The 19,786-nt window shown below is 67.2% G+C and carries 16 protein-coding genes; 8 read left to right on the forward strand and 8 right to left on the reverse strand.

The genetic code is table 11. From position 1 onward, the window contains the following. Positions 1 to 46 precede the first annotated feature (46 nt). The 5 genes from AvAM_RS20290 to AvAM_RS20310 all read right to left on the reverse strand — a co-directional run bounded on the left by AvAM_RS20290 (position 47) and on the right by AvAM_RS20310 (position 5,370). On the reverse strand, positions 47 to 886 hold the full coding sequence (locus AvAM_RS20290) for a pseudouridine synthase (protein WP_137748882.1): 840 nt from the start codon (positions 884 to 886) through the stop codon (positions 47 to 49). A 344-nt stretch (positions 887 to 1,230) separates the two neighbouring features. Next, the gene (locus AvAM_RS20295) at positions 1,231 to 3,597 is read right to left on the reverse strand and encodes a bifunctional diguanylate cyclase/phosphodiesterase (RefSeq protein WP_137748764.1); all 2,367 of its coding nucleotides are present in this window, start codon (positions 3,595 to 3,597) and stop codon (positions 1,231 to 1,233) included. Then, entirely contained in the window at positions 3,597 to 4,238 is a 642-nt protein-coding gene (locus tag AvAM_RS20300) for a methylamine utilization protein (protein ID WP_137748765.1), read from the reverse strand. Before AvAM_RS20300 ends, AvAM_RS20295 begins: the two co-directional genes overlap by 1 nt. After that, positions 4,235 to 5,128 (reverse strand): DUF4394 domain-containing protein, encoded by an 894-nt coding sequence (locus AvAM_RS20305; RefSeq protein ID WP_137748766.1) that lies wholly within the window; start codon positions 5,126 to 5,128, stop codon positions 4,235 to 4,237. The genes AvAM_RS20300 and AvAM_RS20305 overlap by 4 nt, the downstream gene beginning before the upstream one ends. Before the next feature lie 17 nt (positions 5,129 to 5,145). Beyond that, a complete protein-coding gene (locus AvAM_RS20310) occupies positions 5,146 to 5,370 on the reverse strand; it encodes a hypothetical protein (protein WP_137748767.1) in 225 nt (74 codons plus the stop codon). A gap of 175 nt (positions 5,371 to 5,545) precedes the next feature. Between AvAM_RS20310 and AvAM_RS20315 the strand changes: the two genes are divergently transcribed. Further along, complete coding sequence (locus AvAM_RS20315) at positions 5,546 to 7,264, forward strand: methyl-accepting chemotaxis protein (protein WP_137748768.1); 1,719 nt, start codon at positions 5,546 to 5,548, stop codon at positions 7,262 to 7,264. Between the two features lie 12 nt (positions 7,265 to 7,276). Here AvAM_RS20315 and AvAM_RS20320 read toward each other — a convergent pair whose 3' ends face one another. After that, on the reverse strand, positions 7,277 to 8,011 hold the full coding sequence (locus tag AvAM_RS20320) for a Crp/Fnr family transcriptional regulator (protein ID WP_137748769.1): 735 nt from the start codon (positions 8,009 to 8,011) through the stop codon (positions 7,277 to 7,279). Positions 8,012 to 8,174: 163 nt separating this feature from the next. On the opposite strand from AvAM_RS20320, the gene AvAM_RS20325 reads away from it, so the two are divergent. Further along, positions 8,175 to 9,368 carry an ABC transporter substrate-binding protein gene (locus AvAM_RS20325; protein WP_375708164.1) on the forward strand — a complete coding sequence of 398 codons (1,194 nt, stop codon included), beginning with the start codon at positions 8,175 to 8,177 and terminating at the stop codon, positions 9,366 to 9,368. A 135-nt stretch (positions 9,369 to 9,503) separates the two neighbouring features. Here the strand turns inward: AvAM_RS20325 and AvAM_RS20330 are convergent, their stop codons facing one another. Further along, entirely contained in the window at positions 9,504 to 10,298 is a 795-nt protein-coding gene (locus tag AvAM_RS20330; protein ID WP_137748770.1) for a general secretion pathway protein GspB, read from the reverse strand. A gap of 5 nt (positions 10,299 to 10,303) precedes the next feature. Then, positions 10,304 to 12,076 (reverse strand): ExeA family protein, encoded by a 1,773-nt coding sequence (locus AvAM_RS20335; RefSeq protein ID WP_137748771.1) that lies wholly within the window; start codon positions 12,074 to 12,076, stop codon positions 10,304 to 10,306. Positions 12,077 to 12,257: 181 nt separating this feature from the next. Between AvAM_RS20335 and AvAM_RS20340 the strand changes: the two genes are divergently transcribed. From AvAM_RS20340 to AvAM_RS20365, 6 genes are all read left to right on the forward strand, one after another. Further along, a complete protein-coding gene (locus tag AvAM_RS20340; RefSeq protein ID WP_137748772.1) occupies positions 12,258 to 14,204 on the forward strand; it encodes a long-chain fatty acid--CoA ligase in 1,947 nt (648 codons plus the stop codon). A 35-nt stretch (positions 14,205 to 14,239) separates the two neighbouring features. Next, on the forward strand, positions 14,240 to 15,025 hold the full coding sequence (locus tag AvAM_RS20345) for an ABC transporter ATP-binding protein (protein WP_056060064.1): 786 nt from the start codon (positions 14,240 to 14,242) through the stop codon (positions 15,023 to 15,025). Between the two features lie 15 nt (positions 15,026 to 15,040). After that, positions 15,041 to 15,970 (forward strand): branched-chain amino acid ABC transporter permease, encoded by a 930-nt coding sequence (locus AvAM_RS20350; protein WP_056647436.1) that lies wholly within the window; start codon positions 15,041 to 15,043, stop codon positions 15,968 to 15,970. 25 nt (positions 15,971 to 15,995) lie between these two features. Next, positions 15,996 to 17,072, forward strand: a complete 1,077-nt coding sequence (locus AvAM_RS20355; protein ID WP_056059708.1) for a branched-chain amino acid ABC transporter permease — start codon at positions 15,996 to 15,998, stop codon at positions 17,070 to 17,072. Positions 17,073 to 17,197: 125 nt separating this feature from the next. Continuing rightward, the gene (locus tag AvAM_RS20360) at positions 17,198 to 18,526 is read left to right on the forward strand and encodes an ABC transporter substrate-binding protein (protein ID WP_137748773.1); all 1,329 of its coding nucleotides are present in this window, start codon (positions 17,198 to 17,200) and stop codon (positions 18,524 to 18,526) included. A gap of 232 nt (positions 18,527 to 18,758) precedes the next feature. Then, complete coding sequence (locus AvAM_RS20365; RefSeq protein WP_015012347.1) at positions 18,759 to 19,571, forward strand: ABC transporter ATP-binding protein; 813 nt, start codon at positions 18,759 to 18,761, stop codon at positions 19,569 to 19,571. Positions 19,572 to 19,786: the final 215 nt, after the last annotated feature.

Genomic DNA, 19,786 nt, shown 5'->3' on the forward strand with positions numbered 1-19,786 from the left:
AGGCTCCGATCCAGAAAAAGAGGAGTGGTACGGAGCCTGGCAGCTCTCAGAAGCGCTCGTTCGGCGACAGGTAGCGCCACTGCCCCACGGGCAGGTGGCCCAGGGTCACGCGGCCGATGCGGATGCGCTTGAGGCCCACCACCTTGAGCCCCACCAGTTCGCACATGCGGCGAATCTGGCGCTTCTTGCCCTCGGTCAGCACAAAACGCAGCTGCTCGGGGTTTTGCCAATCGACCTTGGCCGGCTTGAGTGCCTCGCCGTCCAGGCTCAGGCCATGGCGCAAGCGCTCCAGCAGCTCTTTGGGAAACACCGCCTGCACATTGGTGCTGACCGGGTCACGCTCATCGATTTCCTGCAGCGGCGCGGAGCGCTCGCTGGGATGGCGTGGCGCCGCCTGGCCCGGAGCCTGGTAGACCACGCGCACCAGGTACTCCTTCTCCATCACGGAGTCCTCGCCAATGATCTGCCGGGCCACGCGGCCGTCCTGGGTCAGCACCAAGAGACCCACCGAGTCGATATCGAGCCGCCCGCAGGGCGCCAGGCCCCGCAGCTGGGGCGGCGAGAAGCGGTTGCGGCTTGGGTCATCGCGCCAGTGGGTGCGGGGGTTGATCAGTGCCACGGCAGGCGTGTGGCCGTCTTCGGCCTGGCCGCTCACATAGCCGATGGGCTTGTTCAGCAGGATGGTGACGCGCTGCTCCTGGAAGCCCTGGGCGATCTTGTCCACCTCGATGCGGTCGGCCGCCGTGACCTGCTGGCCCATGGTGGCTACCACGCCGTTGACCTTGACCCAGCCCTGCTCCACCCAGTCGTCGGCCTCGCGCCGCGAACACAGGCCCAGCTCGGCCATGCGCTTGTTCAGGCGCGAGGTGGGCAGGCCGCCCACCATGCCCGTGGCAGGCGCGGGCACCTGGCGCACAGGCGCCACAAACGCGCCCGATGCGACGCGGTAGGTGGACGGTGCAGGCGACCGCGCAGGCCGGGGCGCCCGGGGGGGCGGCGCAGGCCGGGCGGGCGCGGGCTTGGCCGCCAGCGTGGGGCGGCGCAGCACGGGGCGCGGCGCAGCAGGCGAAGAAGGGCCACCGGCATCGGTGGCCGGGGCGGCAGGGCCCGCAGGCGGGCGAGAAGCAGAAGAAGACATTGCGCGTATTTTCGCCTGCGGGCCGCCCTGGGCCCAAATGAAATTCAGCGGGCCCGGCGCAGGCAGCATTGCTGCAACCCCAAAACGGTCGCCTACCCCACCCCTTGCCGCGCCTGCCAGGCCAGAAAATCATCGACTGGCAGGGGCCGGGTGATGTGGTAACCCTGCGCCTCGTCGCACGCCAGGGTGCGCAGCTGCTCCAGGATGCCAGCGGTCTCCACCCCCTCGGCCACCACCGTGAGCCCCAGGTTGTGCGCCAGGTCGATGGTGGAGCGCACGATCATCGCGTCGTCCTCGCCCGTCTCCATGCCCATCACAAACGATTTGTCGATCTTGAGCTCATCCACCGGCAGGCGCTTGAGGTAGGCCAGCGATGAGTAGCCCGTCCCAAAATCGTCGATGGACAGCTTGAAGCCCTGCTCCGACAGCCGGTTGAGCATGGCCTCTGCACGCTGGGGGTCGTCCATGATTGCGCTTTCAGTGATCTCCAGGCAGAAGGCGCTGGCCGCCACCCGGTGGCGCGCCAGGATGTCGGCCAGCCGGTTGCTCAGCTCCGGGTCGAGCAGGTCGCGGGTCGAGAGGTTGACCGAGACCCTGAGCGGCAGGCCCTGCGTGCGCGGGTCGGCCAAGAGCCGCGCCACCTCCTCAAACATCCACAGCGTGAGCTGGCGCACAAACCCTGTCTGCTCGGCAAACGGAATGAATTGCATGGGCGGCACCAGCCCGCGCTGCGGATGCTGCCAGCGCACCAGTGCCTCGGCCGCCAGGCCCGTCTGCCCATGCAGCGGCACCTTGGGCTGCAGGTACAGGCGCAGCTCGTCGTGCTCCACCGCGTGGCGCAGCTCGGTCAGCAGCGACAGGGTCTGCGCGCTGGCCGAGTCGAAGGCCGCGTCGTACTGCAGCGCCCCGCTGAGCTTGCGTTTGGCCGCATACATGGCGATTTCCGATCGGCTGAGCAGGGTGTCGGCATCGTCCGCATCGCCCGGCCAGCAGGCAAAACCGATGCCCGCGCTCAGGTCCACCGTCTGGTCCTCGAAGGCCAGCGGCTCCTCGAACGACTGGTTGATGCGCTGGGCAATCTCGTGGGCGGCAGCGGCGTCTGCGTTCAATAGCAGGATGGCGAACTCGTTGCCCCCCAGGCGCGCCACCATGTCGTCGGGCGAGCGCACCTGCAGGCTCAGGCGCCCGGCCACGGCCTGCAGCAGGCGGTCGCCAAAGGCGTAGCCCAGCACGTCGTTCACATGCTTGAAGCGGTCCAGGTCGAGCGTGAGCACCGCCACCGGCTGGGGGGTGGCCGTGCGGCCCGCGCGGCCCGGGTGATCGGGGTGGCCCGCGAGGGCCCGCACCACGGCCTCGCGGAATCGCTCCCGGTTGGGCAGGCCGGTCAGGCGGTCCCAGTAGGCCAGGCGGCGGATTTCGGTCTGCTGCGCCGCGATGTCCACGCGCATGTGGTCGAAAGAGCGCGCGAGGTTGCCGATCTCGTCCATGCGGCCGGTGTGCTCCAGCGGCGTGTCGTATTCGCCGCGCGACAGGCGCTGCGTGGCGGCCAGCAGCGAGCGCAAGGGCGTGGTCAGCCGCTGCGCCACCAGCCCGGTGCCTGCGGCAAACAGCAGCACGCCCGCCACAGTGATGATTGCCAGCAGCACCTGCAGCTGGCGGTAGGGGGCCACCACCTCGTCCACCGACCGCAGCAGCAGCGAATGCACCTCGCCGCCCACGCTGTCGAGCTTGCTGGCGCGCACCAGCAGCGTGCCCTCGTCCGTCTGCAGCTCGCCCACAGCAGCGCCTTCGCGCAGCAACTGGGCCCGGGCATCGGGGGGGAGCGTGGCCACGGGCACTTTCACCACCCCGTCGGCGCCCTTCACCACCAGCGCCACATGCACCGCCAGCAGCTGCCGAACCTCATCGGCACGCGACTGGTCGATGCGAAAACCCATCAGCACCCAACCAATCACCACAGGCGCGCGCATGGGCACCATCACAAACTGGTAGGGCACGCCGTCCATCACCACGGTCTGGCTGCCCTGGGGCTGGCTGGCCAGCCGCGGCACCACCTGCCGCAGCGTGGCGGGGAACTGATCCATGCCGTCGGTGAGGCTGACGGCGCGCAACTCCAGGTCGGTGCCCAGCAGGGCCGTCACGGCCGCGCCAATGCGACTGCCGTGGTTTTCCAGCACCGACTGGATGGTGTCCTCGTCCCCCGAGTTGACCGCCGAGCGAAAGCCGTAGTCGGCCGCCAGCAGCGCCGAGCCCTGGCGCAGCTGCTCGGCGTTCTGCTCCAGCAGGCGGCGCCAGATGTTTTCGTCCAGGTCCAGCGCCCGCGCAATCTGCGCCCGCGCATTGCGGTCGATAGAGGCCCGCACCACGGTGAAACCAGCCGCCTGCACGATGAGCAGCAGCAGCAGCGACAGTCCCACCAGCCGCAGGATCAGGCTGCGCCGGGCTAGGCGCAGCCGCATCAAGGCTGCAACCCCATCAAACGCACCGAGGCCGTGGCAGTGCCGGTGGCGGGCACTGTCAGCGCCTGCTCCTGCGCGGGGGCCCCCACGGGCAGGCGGGTGTGCCAGATGCGCAGCGTGTAGGCGCCGGTCGGCACGTTATCGATCTGGGCCTTGCCCGTGGCCGCCGCGCTGCGCGCGTAGTACGGGGTGTCCAGCACCAGGATCCAGCCCACCATCTGGTCATGGATGTTGCAGCCCAGCGTGACCACGCCAGCCTTGTCGAAAAGCACAGGGTTGGAGGGCGTGCCGGTGTAGAGCTTGAGTTCGAACTTCTTGGTGGGCGAGAACGAATACACATGGTGCCGCACCGTGTCGCGGTTGGGGAAGCGCACCTCGGTGCCGGTGGTCACCACCAGCACGCCGGGCACGAATTGCCGCTTCTCCTGCGCCATCTCCATGCCCGCCAGCGGCTTGGCCTGCTTGCGCGCGTCGGCCGAGTCCAGAAACACCACGGCATCGGCTAGCGGCTTACCCGCCGCGTCGGCCACCTCCACCTGCACGGAGCCCGCCTGTGCCGCCAGGCCCCAGCCCGCCAGCCCCCACGCACACAGCAGCAGGCGGCCGGCGCGGCGCAGAAAGGGCGTGCCGCCAGGGGTCATGGCTCGATCGCCATGCCCAGCAGCGGCGTGCCCTCGCCCACCGTGCCCAAGGGTCGGGTGGCGCCGGTGGCCAGGTTCACCTGGTGCAGGCGGGTCTGGCTGTCGGCCGCCGTGCGCACCGCGATCAGGGCCATGTTGCCCACGTCGGCAATGTCAAACGCCACATCGGTCAGCGGCCCCAGGCCCAGCGACCCCACGGTGCGCAGCTGCCCGGTGTTGGGCGAGACCACAGGCGTGGTGCCTTCGCGCGAGCCCTGCATGACCAGCACGCCCAGCGCGCGGTCGATGGCGTAGTTGGTGGTGATCTTGCTGTCGTTCGGGTTGTAGGTGTAGGCGGCGCCCGCAATGTCGGGTTTGCGGCGGGCGTTCACATCGCTCCAGGCGTAGCGCAAGGCGGGGTCGGGCTGCACGCCGTCCACGGCCGGGTCGCCATCCACGGCGGCGCCGGTGTCGGGGTGCAGGCGCAGGTTCTGGCCGGTGTTGGAGACCACTCGGATGCGATCGGCCGCCGGGTTGAAGTCAAAGCCAAACACGCTGCCGGTCAGGGGCAGCACCGCAGGCGCGGCCCCCACCGGGCGCAGCGCCCCCGTGGGGATGTCGAGTGTGTACAGCCGCCCCGCCTGCGACAGCGCATACAGCACGCCCTTGGCCACACGGAAGTCGATGCCCACCAGCCGGTCGCCCGCTGGCAGGCCGGTGACCGGGCGCCGCTCCAGGATGCGATCAGGCTGGCCCGCATGGAAGGTGATGAGTTCGTGCGCGCTTGTCACGGCGACCACCGCCTCGCGCAGGCCGGGGTCGGCGGGCGGGGCCGCGCACCCCGCGAGCAGTGCCACAACCACGGCCGCCGGAACGGCCCGCAACGCCAAAGAGCAAAAAGTGGGATGCATGAAAGACCTCGCAACTGTTACAGGTTTATACCTGATCGCTCCCGGGCCGTCGCCCCCCCGGGGGCAAACCCGGAGTGCCCTTCAGGCACATCAAAAACAATAGCTACTACTTCAATACCAATGCGCGGAAACCGCCATTTTTTATCAGAATACACCCCCACGCCCTGTTGCACTTTGGTGCAGCCGCCCCGCAAAAACAGTGCCGCCCATTTGTAACAAGCGGGGCCATGCAATTCGGGCATGCCCCCATCCGCAACGCTCATGACACATTTGGAGATTTCTGCCTACACTGCGTCGAACGTGCGGCCCGCCCTGCCAGGCCCCTGTGGGCACCGATATTGCTTCGGTCCGGCCACACCGGTTTTGTTCGCACCGACCTGATTTCCTCCTGCCGCCCACCGAGACACAAGGACCTCCATGCCTGCCGCCGCCTCCCTCAAATCCTTGTCGATCTCCAGCCGGCTCAGCCTGGGCTTTGGTTGCATGCTGGTGCTCATCATTGCCGTGGCGGCCCTGGGCCAGCTGTCGGTCAGCCAGGTCAACGAACAGATGCACCAGATCACCGGCGTCGGTGCCAACAAGGCCAAGCTGGTCAACGGCATGCTGGAGAGCGTGAGTGCCATCGGTATCCAGAGCCGCTCGGCCGCCATGCTCAACGACATCGACCCCAAGCAGGCCCACGCGCAGATCGAAGCCGTGGGCAAGACCCTCAAGGAATACGCCACCCAGGAGACCGCCCTGGCCGCGCTGCTGACCCCCGACAGCGCCACCCCGGCAGAGACCAAACTGCTGGCCGAGGTGCAGGAGCTGGGCCGCAAGGCGCGCCCCGAACTCGCCAATGCCATCAAGGCCGCCGACGACGGCGACACCGTGAGCGCCACGCTGGCGCTGATGACCCGCGTGGCCCCGGGCGAGACCGCCTGGCGCGCCAAGCTGCGCGAGCTGATCGAGTTGCAGAACGCCCTGAACGCCGAGGCCACAGCCTCTAGCGCACAGACCCAGGGCCACGCCCGCCTGGTAGGCGGCCTGCTGGTGGCGCTGGCCATCGGGCTGGGTGCGCTGATTGCGTGGCGCATCACCACCAGCATCACGGCGCCCATCGGCCGTGCGGTAGTGGTGGCCGAGCGCATCGCGCGCGGCGACCTCACCTCGCAGGTCGAGGTGCGCATCCAAGACGAAACCGGGCGCCTGCTCGAAGCCATTGCCGCCATGCAGGAGCGCCTGCGCACCCTGGTGGGCGAGATCGGCCAGACGGCCGACTCCATCCTGGTGGCCAGCTCCGAGGTCGCCTCGGGCAATCTGGACCTGAGCCAGCGCACCGAGCAGACTTCGCACAACCTGCAAAGCGCTGCCAGCTCGCTGGCGGACCTGACCGGCACGGTGTCGCAAAGCGCCGACTCAGCCCGCCAGGCCAACCAGCTCGCATCCACTGCATCCGACGCCGCCACACGCGGCGGCGAGGTGGTATCGCAGGTGGTGAGCACCATGGACACCATCAGTGCCAGCTCGCGCAAGATCGCAGACATCATCAGCGTGATCGACGGCATCGCCTTCCAGACCAACATCCTCGCGCTCAACGCCGCCGTCGAGGCCGCCCGCGCAGGCGAGCAGGGCCGGGGTTTTGCGGTGGTGGCAGGTGAGGTGCGCAACCTCGCCGGCCGCTCGGCCCAGGCCGCGCGCGAGATCAAGGCGCTGATCGGCGCCAGCGTCGATCAGGTGCAGGAGGGCAGCACCCTGGTGAACCACGCGGGCAAGACCATCGAGGAGCTGGTGCTGTCGGTGCGCCGCGTGTCCGACATCATGGGCGAGATCACCGCCGCCACGCAGGAGCAGAGCCAGCGCATCGGGCATGTGAGCCAGTCGGTGGGCGCGCTGGAAGAAATGACGCAGCAGAACGCCGCGCTGGTGGAAGAAGGCGCGGCCGCCGCCGACAGCCTCAAGGACCAGGCAGGCCGCCTCACGCAGATGGTGGGCACCTTCCGCCTCTCGCGCAACGATGGCGGAAGCGAGGACAGCTGGGGCACCGGCGCCCCGGTGGCCGCCCCCGCCCCCATGCCCGCCCCGGCCTTGCGCAGCGCACCACCGCGCGCACCGGCCCTGAAGCCCCGCAGCAAGCTGCCGTCGTTGCCGCGCTGAGCGCCGCAGGGGTCAGCCCCCTTTAAGCTGGAAGATGCTGGAGCGCAGCGCCGCCAGGTCCAACACCCGCAGGCCGCCGTATTCGATGCGGATCGCGCCCTGCCCCTCCAGCGCAGCAAGCGCCTCGTTCACGCGCTGGCGCGACAGCCCCACCAGGTAGGCCAGTTCCTGCTGCGTGATGCGCAGCACCTCGCCCACACCCGGGTACAGCACGGGGTTGAACAGCGACGCCAGGCTGCGCGCCACACGCACATCGGGGTTGTTCAGCCGGTCGATCTCGCGCGCGGCGATGAACTGGCCCAGGCGCTCGTTGAGCTGGTTCATCACGAAGCGGTTGAAGCCGATGGAATGGTCCAGCAGCCAGTGGAAGGTGTCGATCGGCAGGCCCGCCACCACGCTCTTGCGCAGCGCCTGGATGTTGTAGCGGTAGGGCTCGCGCTTGAGCGCCGTGCCCTCGCCAAACCAGCCGCCGGGCGGCACGCCGGTGAAGGTCATGGTCTGGCCCTGGGCGTTGTCGCTGCTCATCTTGAGCAGGCCCTCGACCACGCCGAACCAGTAGGTCACCGGCCGGCCGATGCGGCACACGTAGTCGCCCGCATTGGCATCGCCCACCAGCAGCGAGGCCACGGCGCGTTCGCGCTCGGCGGGCTGGAGCTGGTCCAGCCAGGGGATACCGTCCAGTTCATCGGCGGTGGGGGGGCGGCGCCGCTGGTGCAGCGACAGGTCCTGGTTGGTGCGGGAGTCCATGGAGGCAGGCCATTGGGATGAAGGTGGGGATGGGTACGGGAAATCCTGATCTGAATTGTCGTCAGAAAGACAAAAAAATGCCAATCTCCGCCGGATGATGGCGCCTCCCCGCGCCCTGGAACCTGTCCAAGGTCTCGGCCGGGTCCATCGAGGAGACATACGCATGAACCAATACCAATCCACCGGAGCGCCCGCAGCAAAGCCCACACACGCCAGCCCAGTCCGTGGTCTGGGGCGGCGCCAGGCCCTGGCCGCCATGGCCGCCCTGCCCTGGATGGGGCTGGCGGGCCGCGCCCATGCGCAGGATGGCGCGCTCAAGATTGCGCAGTCCACCGCCCTCACCGGCCCGCTGGGCGACCTGGGCTCGGCCATGCACCAGGGCGCCAAGGCGGCGTTTGCCGCCATCAATGCGCGCGGCGGCATCCACGGCAAGGCGATTGAACTGACCACGCTGGACGACGGCTATGACGTACCCAAGGCGCTGGCCAATGTGGAGCAGTTCCTGGCGGACCCGTCCACCTTCGCGCTGTTCAACTGCATGGGCACCCCCATGATCGACGCCATGCTGCCCAAGGTGATCGAGAGCGGCATCCCGTTTTTTGCGCCCTTCACCGGCGCACAGCTCAGCCGCACCAAGGCGCGCAGCGTGTTCAACATCCGCGCCAGCTATGCCGACGAGGCCGAGAAACTGGTGCAGCACCTGTCCACCATCGGCATCCAGCGCATTGGTATCGTCTACCAGAACAACGCCTTCGGCAAAGAGGTGTTCAGCGCGGCCAAGCAGTCCATGGACCGCCTCAAGCTGCCGCAGGCGCTTGCCGTGACGGTGGAGAACAACGCCTCGGACGCAGGCAGCGCCGCCACCAAGCTGGCGGGCGGCAACCTGGAGGCCATCGTGATCGGCCTGGCAGGCAAGCCCACACTGGAATTCGTCAAGGCCTTCCGCGCCATCCAGCGCGGTGTGACGCTGTATGCGCTGTCGGTCATGGGCACATCGGCCACCGTGAAGGCGCTGGGCGCAGATGCCACGGGCATGGCGATCTCGCAGGTGGTGCCCCTGCCCTCCAACGTGGTGATGCCCGTGGTGCGCGAGTTCCAGGCGGCCTGGAAGGCCTCGGGCGCAACGGCCGAGCCCTCGCACCTGGCGCTGGAGGGCTACATCAACGCCCGCGTGTTTGCCGAGGCCCTGCAGCGCGCAGGCCGCAACCCCACGCGCTCGGCCTTCATCGACGCGACCTGGAACCTCAAGAAATGGGACCTGGGCGGCTTCGAGATCAACGCCAGCGCCCCGGAGCGCAATGCCTCGCGTTTTGTGGAACTGACACTGGTGGGACGCGATGGGCGCTTTATCCGCTGACCTGGCGAGCACGGGCGCAATGGCTGCGCGGCGCACGGAACGAATGCTATTAGATAAATAGCACAAAAGGCTTACCCATCGCGCGGAGAGGCCGTTTTTTCTTCAAAACCCGGACCCCACCAAAGCCCCAGCGGGCTACTGCGAGGCCAGCCCGTAGCGGTAGCCCTTGAACGACCAGATGGTGCGCCCAGGCTCGATCTTCTCCAGCAACAAACCCGGGCCGGCCGGGTCGCCCTCGTGCAGCACCTGGCCGTTGACGATGGCCATGCGGTACGCCGGGTTGCCCGAGTAGGTGACGCCCGAAATCTTGAGTGACGGCAGCTGTGCGCGCACGGCCTCGGGCAGGTCGCCCTGGGCGAACACTGTGCCGGTGGCCGTGGCGGGCGCGGGTGCAGCGGCCGCCGGTTCGGGCAACCGCGCCGGGGCGGCGTCACGAGCAAGATCCCGCGCAGGGTCACGGGAGGGCTCGGACCGAGAGCGCGCAGACGGCTCGGTGCCCCGGGGGGCAGGCGCGGGCGGCGCTGCTTTCTCGCGCGGCGAAGGGGCTGCGCTGCGTTTTTCGGCTGCGCGGGGTTCGGGTGCAGGGGCCACCAGCGCAGGTGCGGGGGCTGGCACCGCTGCGGGCGCGGGCGCGGGCACAGGGGCGGCAGGGGCGGCCAGTGCAGGCACCGGCGCAGGGGTGGGCGCTGGGGCGGCGGCCACCACCACGGCGGGCGCCGGGGCCGGGCGCTGCATCACCCACCAGGTGCCCGCCACGGCCACGGCAGCCACCGCCACACCGGTGCTGGCCATGAGCCAGGGCGACGCGGCGGGCCGCTCGGCCACAGGCGCCGCGCCGGGCACCGGCACCGCTTGTGAATGCAGCCCGGGCACTCCGCCCCGCCCCCGTTCGGCTTCCGCGCGCCGCAGCGCATCAAGGATGTAGGACATGGGGATCAGGCTCCTGTGCGCAAGCGGGGTTCGCTCACGCCGTTGACGCGGTTGAGCAGCATGAGGGTCAGCGGACCGGCGCGTCCGTCGGGCGTGACGCCCTGGGCCAGCTGAAAGCGCTGGATACGCGCCTGGCGCGCCGCAGGTGTGGCGGCCCGTGTGCGCGCGCTTGCGCCCGGGCCTCCGGCAGCGGGCGTGGCCAGTTGTTTGTCGAGCCAGGCGGCACCGGCCGTGCTCTCGGCAATGTCGCCCTTGTCGGGCATGCCGATCGGGGCGCGCCACAGGGTGGCGATGTCGCCGCGCCACACCTGGGCCAGCTCGGCCACCGGCACCTGCAGCGTGCGGCCCGCGCCTTCGAGCGTGGCGGTGTCGCCGTCCAGGCTGCGCAGCACGGCCGACACGGCGCTGTCGCCATCGTCCGAGGGGAACAGCGTGAGCAACACCGGCCGGTCAATCTGGCGCACCAGATTCAGGCCAGCGCGGCGGTTGCGGTAGCAGCGCAGCCCCTCGCGCGGCAGCGTGGCGCAGGCGTCGGTGCCCTCGGGCACGCTGGCGCCCCAGCGGGTGGCCAGGGCCTGCCAGGCCGGGCCATCACTCGCGGGCAACGCCGCCAGGAACTGCTGCAGGTCGGACAAGGGCGCTGCCACCACCGGCGCTGCCAACGGGGCAGACGCGGCCGATGCAGCGGCCGTCGCCATGCCAGGCGCCGAGGCGGCGCTGGCTGCTGCCATCGGGGGCTGTGCACGCGCACCCGCTACCCCGGCCACGCTCGCTGGTGATAGGGGTGCCGTGGCCGCCACCGGGGCGCCCGCGCTGCGGGCCGCCAGCAGAGGCCAGCCCCCCAGCGCCCAACCCCCAGCCGCCACCAGGGCAGCACCCGCCACAGCGCCCAGGCCCGCCACGGCCCAGCGGGGCAGCAAGGGGCGCGCCTGGCGTGCCGCTGCGGCCGATGCCGGGGCATCGAACACCTCGCGCGCGGCCCGGTTGACGATGGAGGCGCTCACCTCGCGCACCCCGGCAGCGTAGGCGCCCAGCAGCGCCCGGTCGCACAGCAGGTTGATGCGCCGGGGCACGCCGCGCGACAGCGCATGCACGCGTGCCATGGCGCGCTGGCTGAAAGGCATCGGCCCCTGCAGGCCCGCCACGGCCAGGCGGTGGGCGATGTATTGCTGGGTCTCGCGCGCGCTCAGCGCATCGAGGTGAAAACGCGCAATCACGCGCTGCGCGAGCTGCTCCAGCGCGGGGCTGGCCACCATGGTGCGCAGCTCGGGCTGGCCGATGAGGATGATCTGCAGCAGCTTGCGCTCGCTGGTCTCCAGGTTGGTGAGCAGGCGCAGTTGCTCCAGCACATTGGCCGAGAGGTTCTGCGCCTCGTCGATGATCAGCACGGTGTTGCGCCCGGCCCCATGCGCAGCCAGCAGCGAGGCATTGAGCGGGTCGATGTAGTCCTTCACCGTCTCCACACCGCCCGGCACCATGGGCTGGTGCGGCACGCCGAATTCGTCGCAGATGGAGCGCAGCAGCTCCCGCACGGTGAGCTTGGGGTTGAAGATGTAGGCCACGTTGCAGTGCGCCGGGATCTGCTCCAGAAAGCAGCGGCACACCGTGGTCTTGCCCGCGCCGACCTCGCCCGTCAGCAGCACAAAACCGCCGCCTGCATCCAGCCCGTACAGCAGGTGCGCCAGGGCCTCGCGGTGGCGCTCGCTCATGAACAGGTAGCGGGGGTCCGGGGCGATGGAAAACGGGGGATGCTGGAGACCGAAAAACGGGGCGTACATGCCCCGGAGGATACCGCCCGCCCGCAGGCAGGGTTTTACCCACCAAGGAGTTACCCCTAAATTGTCGTCGGCAAGACAAGACGGCGTCAAAGTGGGTCCTAGCATTCCCCCATCGCGCAAACACAAGCCTGCGCCCCCGGCTGTCACCGGGCCGACACCTTCTCACTTTCAGGAAGCTGCAATGTTGACCACGTTCCCGCAACTGCTGCTCAAGCACGCCGCCGAGCGCCCCACGGCCCCGGCCCTGCGCGAAAAAGAATATGGCATCTGGCAAACCCACAGCTGGGCCGACCTGGTGCGCCTGGTGGAGCAGGTGGCTGCCGGGCTGCACCAGGCCGGATTGCAGCGCGGCGAGCACATGGTGGTGATTGGCGCCAACCGCCCCCGCCTGTACGCCACCATGCTGGCCGCCCAGTCGCTGGGCGCCATCCCCGTGCCGCTGTACCAGGACGCGGTGGCGGCCGAATGCATCTTCCCGCTCAACAACGCCGAGGTGCGCTTTTGCCTGGTGGAAGACCAGGAGCAGGTGGACAAGATGCTCGAAATCCGCGAGCAGTGCCCGCAGATCTCCAACATCTTCTTTGACGACCCGCGCGGCCTGCGCAACTACCAGGAGCAGGGCCTGGCATCGCTGGATTCGCTGATCGAGGCTGGTGCCGCCTATGTCGCCAAGCACCCGCAGTGGTTCAAGGCCGAAGTGGCCAAGGCCCAACCCGGCGACGTGGCCGCGATGTTCTTCACCTCGGGCACCACGGGCAACCCCAAGGGCGTGGTGCACACGCACAGCACGCTGCTGGACCGCGCCAGCGCGGGGGCAGAGTTCGACAAGCTCACCAGCAGCGAAGAAGTGCTGGCCTACCTGCCACCCGCCTGGATCGGCCAGAACATCTTCAGCTACGCGCAGTGGCTGGCCTGCGGGTACGTGGTCAACTGCCCCGAGTCCGCCAGCACCGTGACCATCGACCTGAAAGAAGTGGGCCCCACCTACTACTTTGCGCCGCCCCGCATTTTTGAAGGCCTGCTGACCAGCGTGATGATCCGCATGGAAGACGCAGGTGCCATCAAGCGCAAGATGTTCGAGGCCTGCATGGCAGTGGCCAAGCGAGTGGGCCCGGCCCTGATGGACGGCGAGCCTGTGGGCACCCTGGACCGCATCAAGTACGCGCTGGGCAACCTGCTGGTGTACGGCCCGCTGCGCAACAACCTGGGGTTCAGCCGCGTGCGCGTGGCCTACACAGCGGGCGAGGCCATCGGGCCCGACCTGTTCACCTTCTACCGCTCCATCGGCATCAACCTCAAGCAGCTGTACGGCTCCACCGAGACCGCCGTGTTCGTCTGCCTGCAGCCCGACAACCAGGCCCGCGCCGACACAGTGGGCGTGCCCATTCGCGGCGTGCAGATCAAGGTGGCCGACAACGGCGAGATCCTGGTCAAGTCGGCCGGGCTGCTCAAAGAGTATTACAAGAACCCCGCTGCCACGGCCGAGGTGCTGACGGCCGATGGCTGGTACCACACCAGCGATGCGGGCTTTCTGGACGCGCACGGCCACCTCAAGATCATCGACCGCGTCAAGGACGTGGGCCGCATCCTGGGCGGCGCCAACGACGGCGCCATGTTTGCGCCCAAGTACGTGGAGAACAAACTCAAGTTCTTCCCGCACATCAAGGAAGTCGTGGCCCTGGGCGACAAGCGCGAAAAGGTCTGCGTGATGGTCAACATCGACTTCGACGCCGTTGGCAACTGGGCCGAGCGCCGCAACCTGCCCTACGCAGGCTACACCGACCTGGCGCAAAAGCCCGAGGTGTATGAGCTGATCCGCGAGTGCATCGAGAAGGTGAACGCCGACCTGGCCACCGACACCATGCTCGCGGGCAGCCAGGTGAGCCGTTTCCTGGTGCTGCACAAGGAACTGGACGCCGACGACGGCGAACTCACCCGCACCAACAAGGTCCGCCGGGGTTTCATCGCCGACAAGTACGGCGTGCTGGTGGACGCGCTGTATGCGGGCCGCACCGAGCAATACATCGAAACCCAGGTGAAGTTCGAGGACGGCCGCACGGGCAGCGTGAGCGCCACCCTGAAGCTGTCGGACACCAAGACCTACGCGCCCGTGAAGGCAGCCGCATGAAGCCCGCGCTCTACCCGCTGGAGAAGCCCCCCACCATGACCACCAAGAAGATCGGCGACGTCATCCTCGACGTCAAGAACATCAGCCTCCGGTTTGGCGGGGTGAAGGCACTCACCGATATCTCTTTCAATGTGAAAGAGCACGAGATCCGCGCCATCATCGGTCCCAACGGCGCAGGCAAGAGCTCCATGCTCAACTGCATCAACGGCGTGTACACACCGTCCGAAGGCTCCATCACCTTCCGGGGCAAGACCTTTGACCACATGAACTCGCGCCAGGTGGCCGAGATGGGCGTGGCCCGCACGTTCCAGAACCTGGCGCTGTTCAAGGGCATGAGCGTGATCGACAACATCATGACCGGCCGCAACCTCAAGATCAAAAGCAACCTGCTGATGCAGGCGCTGCGCATCGGCCCGGCCGAGCGCGAGGAGATCCGCCACCGCGAATACGTCGAGCACATCATCGACTTCCTCGAAATCCAGGCCTACCGCAAGACCCCCGTGGGCCAGCTGCCCTACGGCCTGCAAAAGCGCGTGGACCTGGGCCGCGCCCTGGCCATGGAACCGCAGGTGCTGCTGCTGGACGAGCCGATGGCTGGCATGAACGTGGAAGAGAAGCAGGACATGTGCCGCTTCATCCTGGACGTGAATGACGAGTTCGGCACGACCATCGTGCTCATCGAGCATGACATGGGCGTGGTGATGGACATCAGCGACCGCGTGGTGGTGCTGGACTACGGCAAGAAGATCGGCGACGGCAGCCCCGACGAAGTGCGCAGCAACGAAGACGTGATCAGTGCCTACCTCGGCACCTCGCACTGATCAGGAGACGACAACATGGCATTCTTTCTCGAAACACTGATCGGCGGCCTCATGGCCGGCATGCTGTATTCACTGGTAGCGCTGGGTTTTGTGCTGATCTACAAAGCCTCGGGCGTGTTCAACTTTGCGCAGGGCGCGATGGTGCTGTTCGCAGCGCTGGCGATGGCCCGCTTTGCCGAGTGGATCCCCAAGTGGACGGGCATCAGCAGCCCCATCGTGGCCAACCTGGCGGCCTTTGTGATTGCAGGCGCCATCATGTTTGTGGTGGCCTGGCTGATTGAAAAACTGGTACTGCGCCACCTCGTGAACCAGGAAGGCGCCACGCTGCTCATGGCCACGCTGGGCATCACCTACTTCATGGAAGGCCTGGGCCAGACGCTGTTTGGCAGCGATATCTACAAGATCGACGTGGGCATGCCCAAGGAGCCCATCTTCGCGCTGGAGTCCATGTTCCAGGGCGGCATCCTGATCAACAAGGAAGACGTGATCGCCGCAGCCATCGCCGCCGCACTGGTGGCGCTGCTGTCGGTGTTCTTCCAGAAGACATCCACCGGCCGCGCCCTGCGCGCCGTGGCCGACGACCACCAGGCGGCGCAATCCATCGGCATCCCGCTCAACCGCATCTGGGTGATCGTGTGGTGCGTGGCGGGTGTCGTGGCCCTGGTGGCCGGGATGATCTGGGGCAGCAAGCTGGGCGTGCAGTTCTCGCTGACCACCGTGGCGCTGCGCGCACTGCCGGTGGTGATCCTGGGCGGCCTCACCTCGGTGCCCGGCGCCATCATCGGTGGGCTGATCATCGGTGTGGGTGAAAAGCTCTCCGAGGTGTACCTGGGCCCGTTCGTGGGTGGGGGCATAGAGATCTGGTTTGCGTATGTGCTGGCGTTGGTTTTTCTCTTGTTCAGACCGCAAGGTTTGTTCGGGGAGAAGATCATCGATCGCGTGTAACCCATAAAAACAACAGGAGACTTCCATGCTCTACCGCGAAAACGGCCAGTTCAAGACGAGCTACCGCGCCGACCAGCAGATCTTCCCGATTGCGCAGGACCGCATTGCCATCGGCATCATCCTGGCCATCGCCTTCATCGCCGTGCCCATGCTGGCCAGCGACTACATCTTCCGCGCCATCCTGATTCCGTTCGTCATCATGGCGTTGGCGGCACTGGGGGTGAACATCCTGGTGGGCTATTGCGGGCAGATCTCGCTGGGCTCGGGCGCCTTCATGGCCGTGGGCGCCTACGGCGCCTACAACTTCTTCGTGCGCTTTCCGGGCATGCCGCTGATTCCGGCTTTGATCCTGGGCGGGCTGTGCGCCACGTTCTTCGGCATCCTGTTCGGGCTGCCCAGCCTGCGCGTCAAGGGGCTGTACCTGGCGGTGGCCACGCTGGCTGCGCAGTTCTTCAGCGACTGGATGTTCCTGCGCATCAAGTGGTTCACCAACAACTCCGATTCGGGCTCGGTGTCGGTCAACAACCTGCAGGTGCTGGGCATGCCCATCGAAAGCGCCACCAGCAAATACCTGTTCTGCCTGGCGTTGCTGGTCATCGTGGCCCTGCTGGCCAAGAACCTGGTGCGCGGCGCCATTGGCCGCGAGTGGATGGCCATCCGCGACATGGACGTGGCCGCGGCCGTGATCGGCATCCGCCCCATGTACGCCAAGCTCAGCGCGTTTGCCGTCAGCTCGTTCATCGTGGGCATGGCCGGTGCACTGTGGGCCTTTGTGCACCTGGGCGCGTGGGAGCCAGCCGCCTTCTCGGTGGAGATTTCGTTCCGCCTGCTGTTCATGGTGATCATCGGCGGGCTGGGCTCGATCATGGGCGGCTTCTTCGGCGCGGCCTTCATCGTGGTGTTGCCCATCGTGCTCAACCAGTTCCTGCCCGCCTTCATGGGACTCTTTGGCATCGAGGTGTCCACGGCGGGCGTGTCGCATGCCGAACTGATGATCTTCGGTGCGCTGATCGTGTGGTTCCTGATCGTCGAGCCCCATGGCTTGGCCAAGCTCTGGTCCACCGCCAAGCAGAAGCTGCGCCTGTGGCCCTTCCCCCATTGACCGGGCGGCATTGCAGGAAACCCCTTACTCGCAATTCCCGATTCGCCCCCGTCGCATTGCCGCGTTAACTGTCCATCCGTCCTGTTTTTTCCGTGCTTCAACACATTCATTCAAAGGAGACATCCATGAAGCTTTCGAAAATCGTGATCGCCGCTGCGGTGGTTGCTGCCGGTGCCTCGTCCATCGCGACGAACGCCTTCGCACAAGCCAAGGAGCAGTTCTTCCCGCTGCTGTCGTACCGCACGGGTCCGTACGCACCCAACGGTGTGCCATGGGCCAACGGCAAGCAGGACTACATCAAGATGATCAACGCCCGCGACGGCGGCATCAACGGTGTGAAGCTGACTTTTGAAGAATGCGAAACGGGCTACGCCACCGACCGGGGCGTGGAATGCTACGAACGCCTGAAGAGCCGCCCCGGCGTCTCTTTGTTCGACCCCCAGGCCACCGGCATCACCTTTGCGCTGACCGAAAAGGCCCCCGTGGACAAGATCCCGCTGATGACGCTGGGTTACGGCCTGTCGGTGGCGCAGGACGGCCAGGCGTTCAAGTGGAACTTCCCCTTCATGGGCAGCTACTGGACCGGTGCCGACATCCTGATCCAGCACATCGGCAAGGCCAATGGCGGCCTGGACAAGCTCAAGGGCAAGAAGATCGCGCTGGTGTACCACGACAGCCCGTTCGGCAAGGAGCCCATCCCGCTGCTGCAGGAGCGCGCCAAGATGCACGGCTTTGAGCTGCAGATGCTGCCCGTGACCGCGCCCGGCGTGGAACAAAAGGCCACCTGGCTGCAAGTGCGCCAGAGCCGCCCTGACTACGTGCTGCTGTGGGGCTGGGGCGTGATGAACTCCACCGCCCTGAAGGAAGCCCAGGCCACGGGCTACCCCCGCGACAAGATGTACGGTGTGTGGTGGGCCGGTGCCGAACCCGATGTGCGCGACGTGGGCGAAGGCGCCAAGGGCTACAACGCGCTGGCACTGAACACCTCGGGCCAGCAGCCCAAGGTGATCCAGGACATCCTGAAGAACGTGCACGACAAGGGCCAGGGCACGGGTCCCAAGGACGAAGTGGGCTCGGTGCTGTACACGCGCGGCGTGATCATCCAGATGCTGGCCGTCGAGTCGGTGCGCCGCGCGCAGGAGCGCTTTGGCAAGGGCAAGGTCATGACCGGCGAGCAAGTGCGCTGGGGCATGGAAAACCTGGCCCTGGACCAGAAGAAGCTGGACGCGCTGGGCTTTGGCGGCGTGATGCGTCCGCTGTCCACCAGCTGCGCCGACCACATGGGCTCCACCTGGGCGCGCGTGCACACCTGGGACGGCGGCAAGTGGAACTTCTCGTCCGACTGGTACCAGGCCGATGAGCAGATCCTGAAGCCCATGGTCAAGGCCGGTGCGGACAAGTACTTGGCCGACAAGAAGATGACGCGCCGCGACGCAGCGGATTGCCAGTCTTGATTCGGACCATCCCCCTGAGGCGCTGACGCGCCTTCCCCCTTCTCTCGAATCGCTGCGCGATTCGGGAAGGGGGACGCCACCAGCGCGGCGGGGCGGCCCTTGCGCGGTGGCACTGGTCTGGGCCGCGACAGTCTCCAGGGCCAGTGAGTTAGCGGCTGCCTTTGTGGCAGCCGCCAATCGAAAGGATTGCGATGTACTGCAGCCCTTCCGATTGGCACAGCGAAGGAAGACCATGGACTCCAACAGCAACATCGTTCTCAACGTCAACGGCATCGAAGTCATCTACAACCACGTGATCCTGGTGCTCAAGGGCGTCTCGCTGCAGGTGCGCGAGGGCAGCATCGTGGCCATCCTGGGGGGCAACGGGGCGGGCAAGACGACGACCTTGCGCGCCATCTCCAACCTGCTGCAGGGCGAGCGGGGCGAGGTGACCAAGGGCAGCATCGAGCTGCGCGGCGAACGCATCGAGAATCTCTCGCCCGCCGACCTGGTGCAGCGCGGCGTGGTGCAGGTGATGGAGGGGCGGCATTGCTTTGCCCACCTGACCATCGAAGAGAACCTGATGACGGGCAGCTACACCCGCACCAGCAAGGCCGAGATCGCGGCCAATCTGGAGAAGGTCTACAACTACTTCCCACGCCTCAAGACGCGCCGCACCTCGCAGGCCGCCTACACATCGGGCGGCGAGCAGCAGATGTGCGCCATTGGCCGCGCGCTCATGGCCAACCCGAGCATGGTGCTGCTCGATGAACCCTCCATGGGCCTGGCGCCACAGATCGTGGAAGAAGTGTTCAACATCGTGAAGGACCTGAACACCAAGGAAAAGGTCACCTTCTTGCTGGCCGAGCAGAACACCAACATGGCGCTGAAGTATTCGGACTACGGCTACATCATGGAAAGCGGCCGCGTGGTGATGGACGGCGCCGCCAGCGACCTGGCCAACAACGAGGACGTGAAGGAGTTCTACCTGGGCGTGGGCGGCGGCGAGCGCAAGAGCTTCAAGGATGTGAAGAGCTACAAGCGGCGCAAGCGCTGGTTGGCCTGACAAGCCCCCGGAGGCGCTGGCGCGCCTTCCCCCTCAGGGGGACGCACCCGGTGGCCTGACAGAGCCAGTTCCACGGGTGCGCTGAGACGGAGCTGTGGCGGTTTTGGCGATAGCGCTACCCAGATACCTACAAACACAAGATCACTCCTATTTTGATAGCTACTCGCGCTTGATGGACAGGCGCAAAGGGCTTATTTCATTCATAACCACCGCAT

It is taken from the genome of Acidovorax sp. NB1, from assembly GCF_005405905.1.
Lineage (GTDB): Bacteria > Pseudomonadota > Gammaproteobacteria > Burkholderiales > Burkholderiaceae_C > Acidovorax.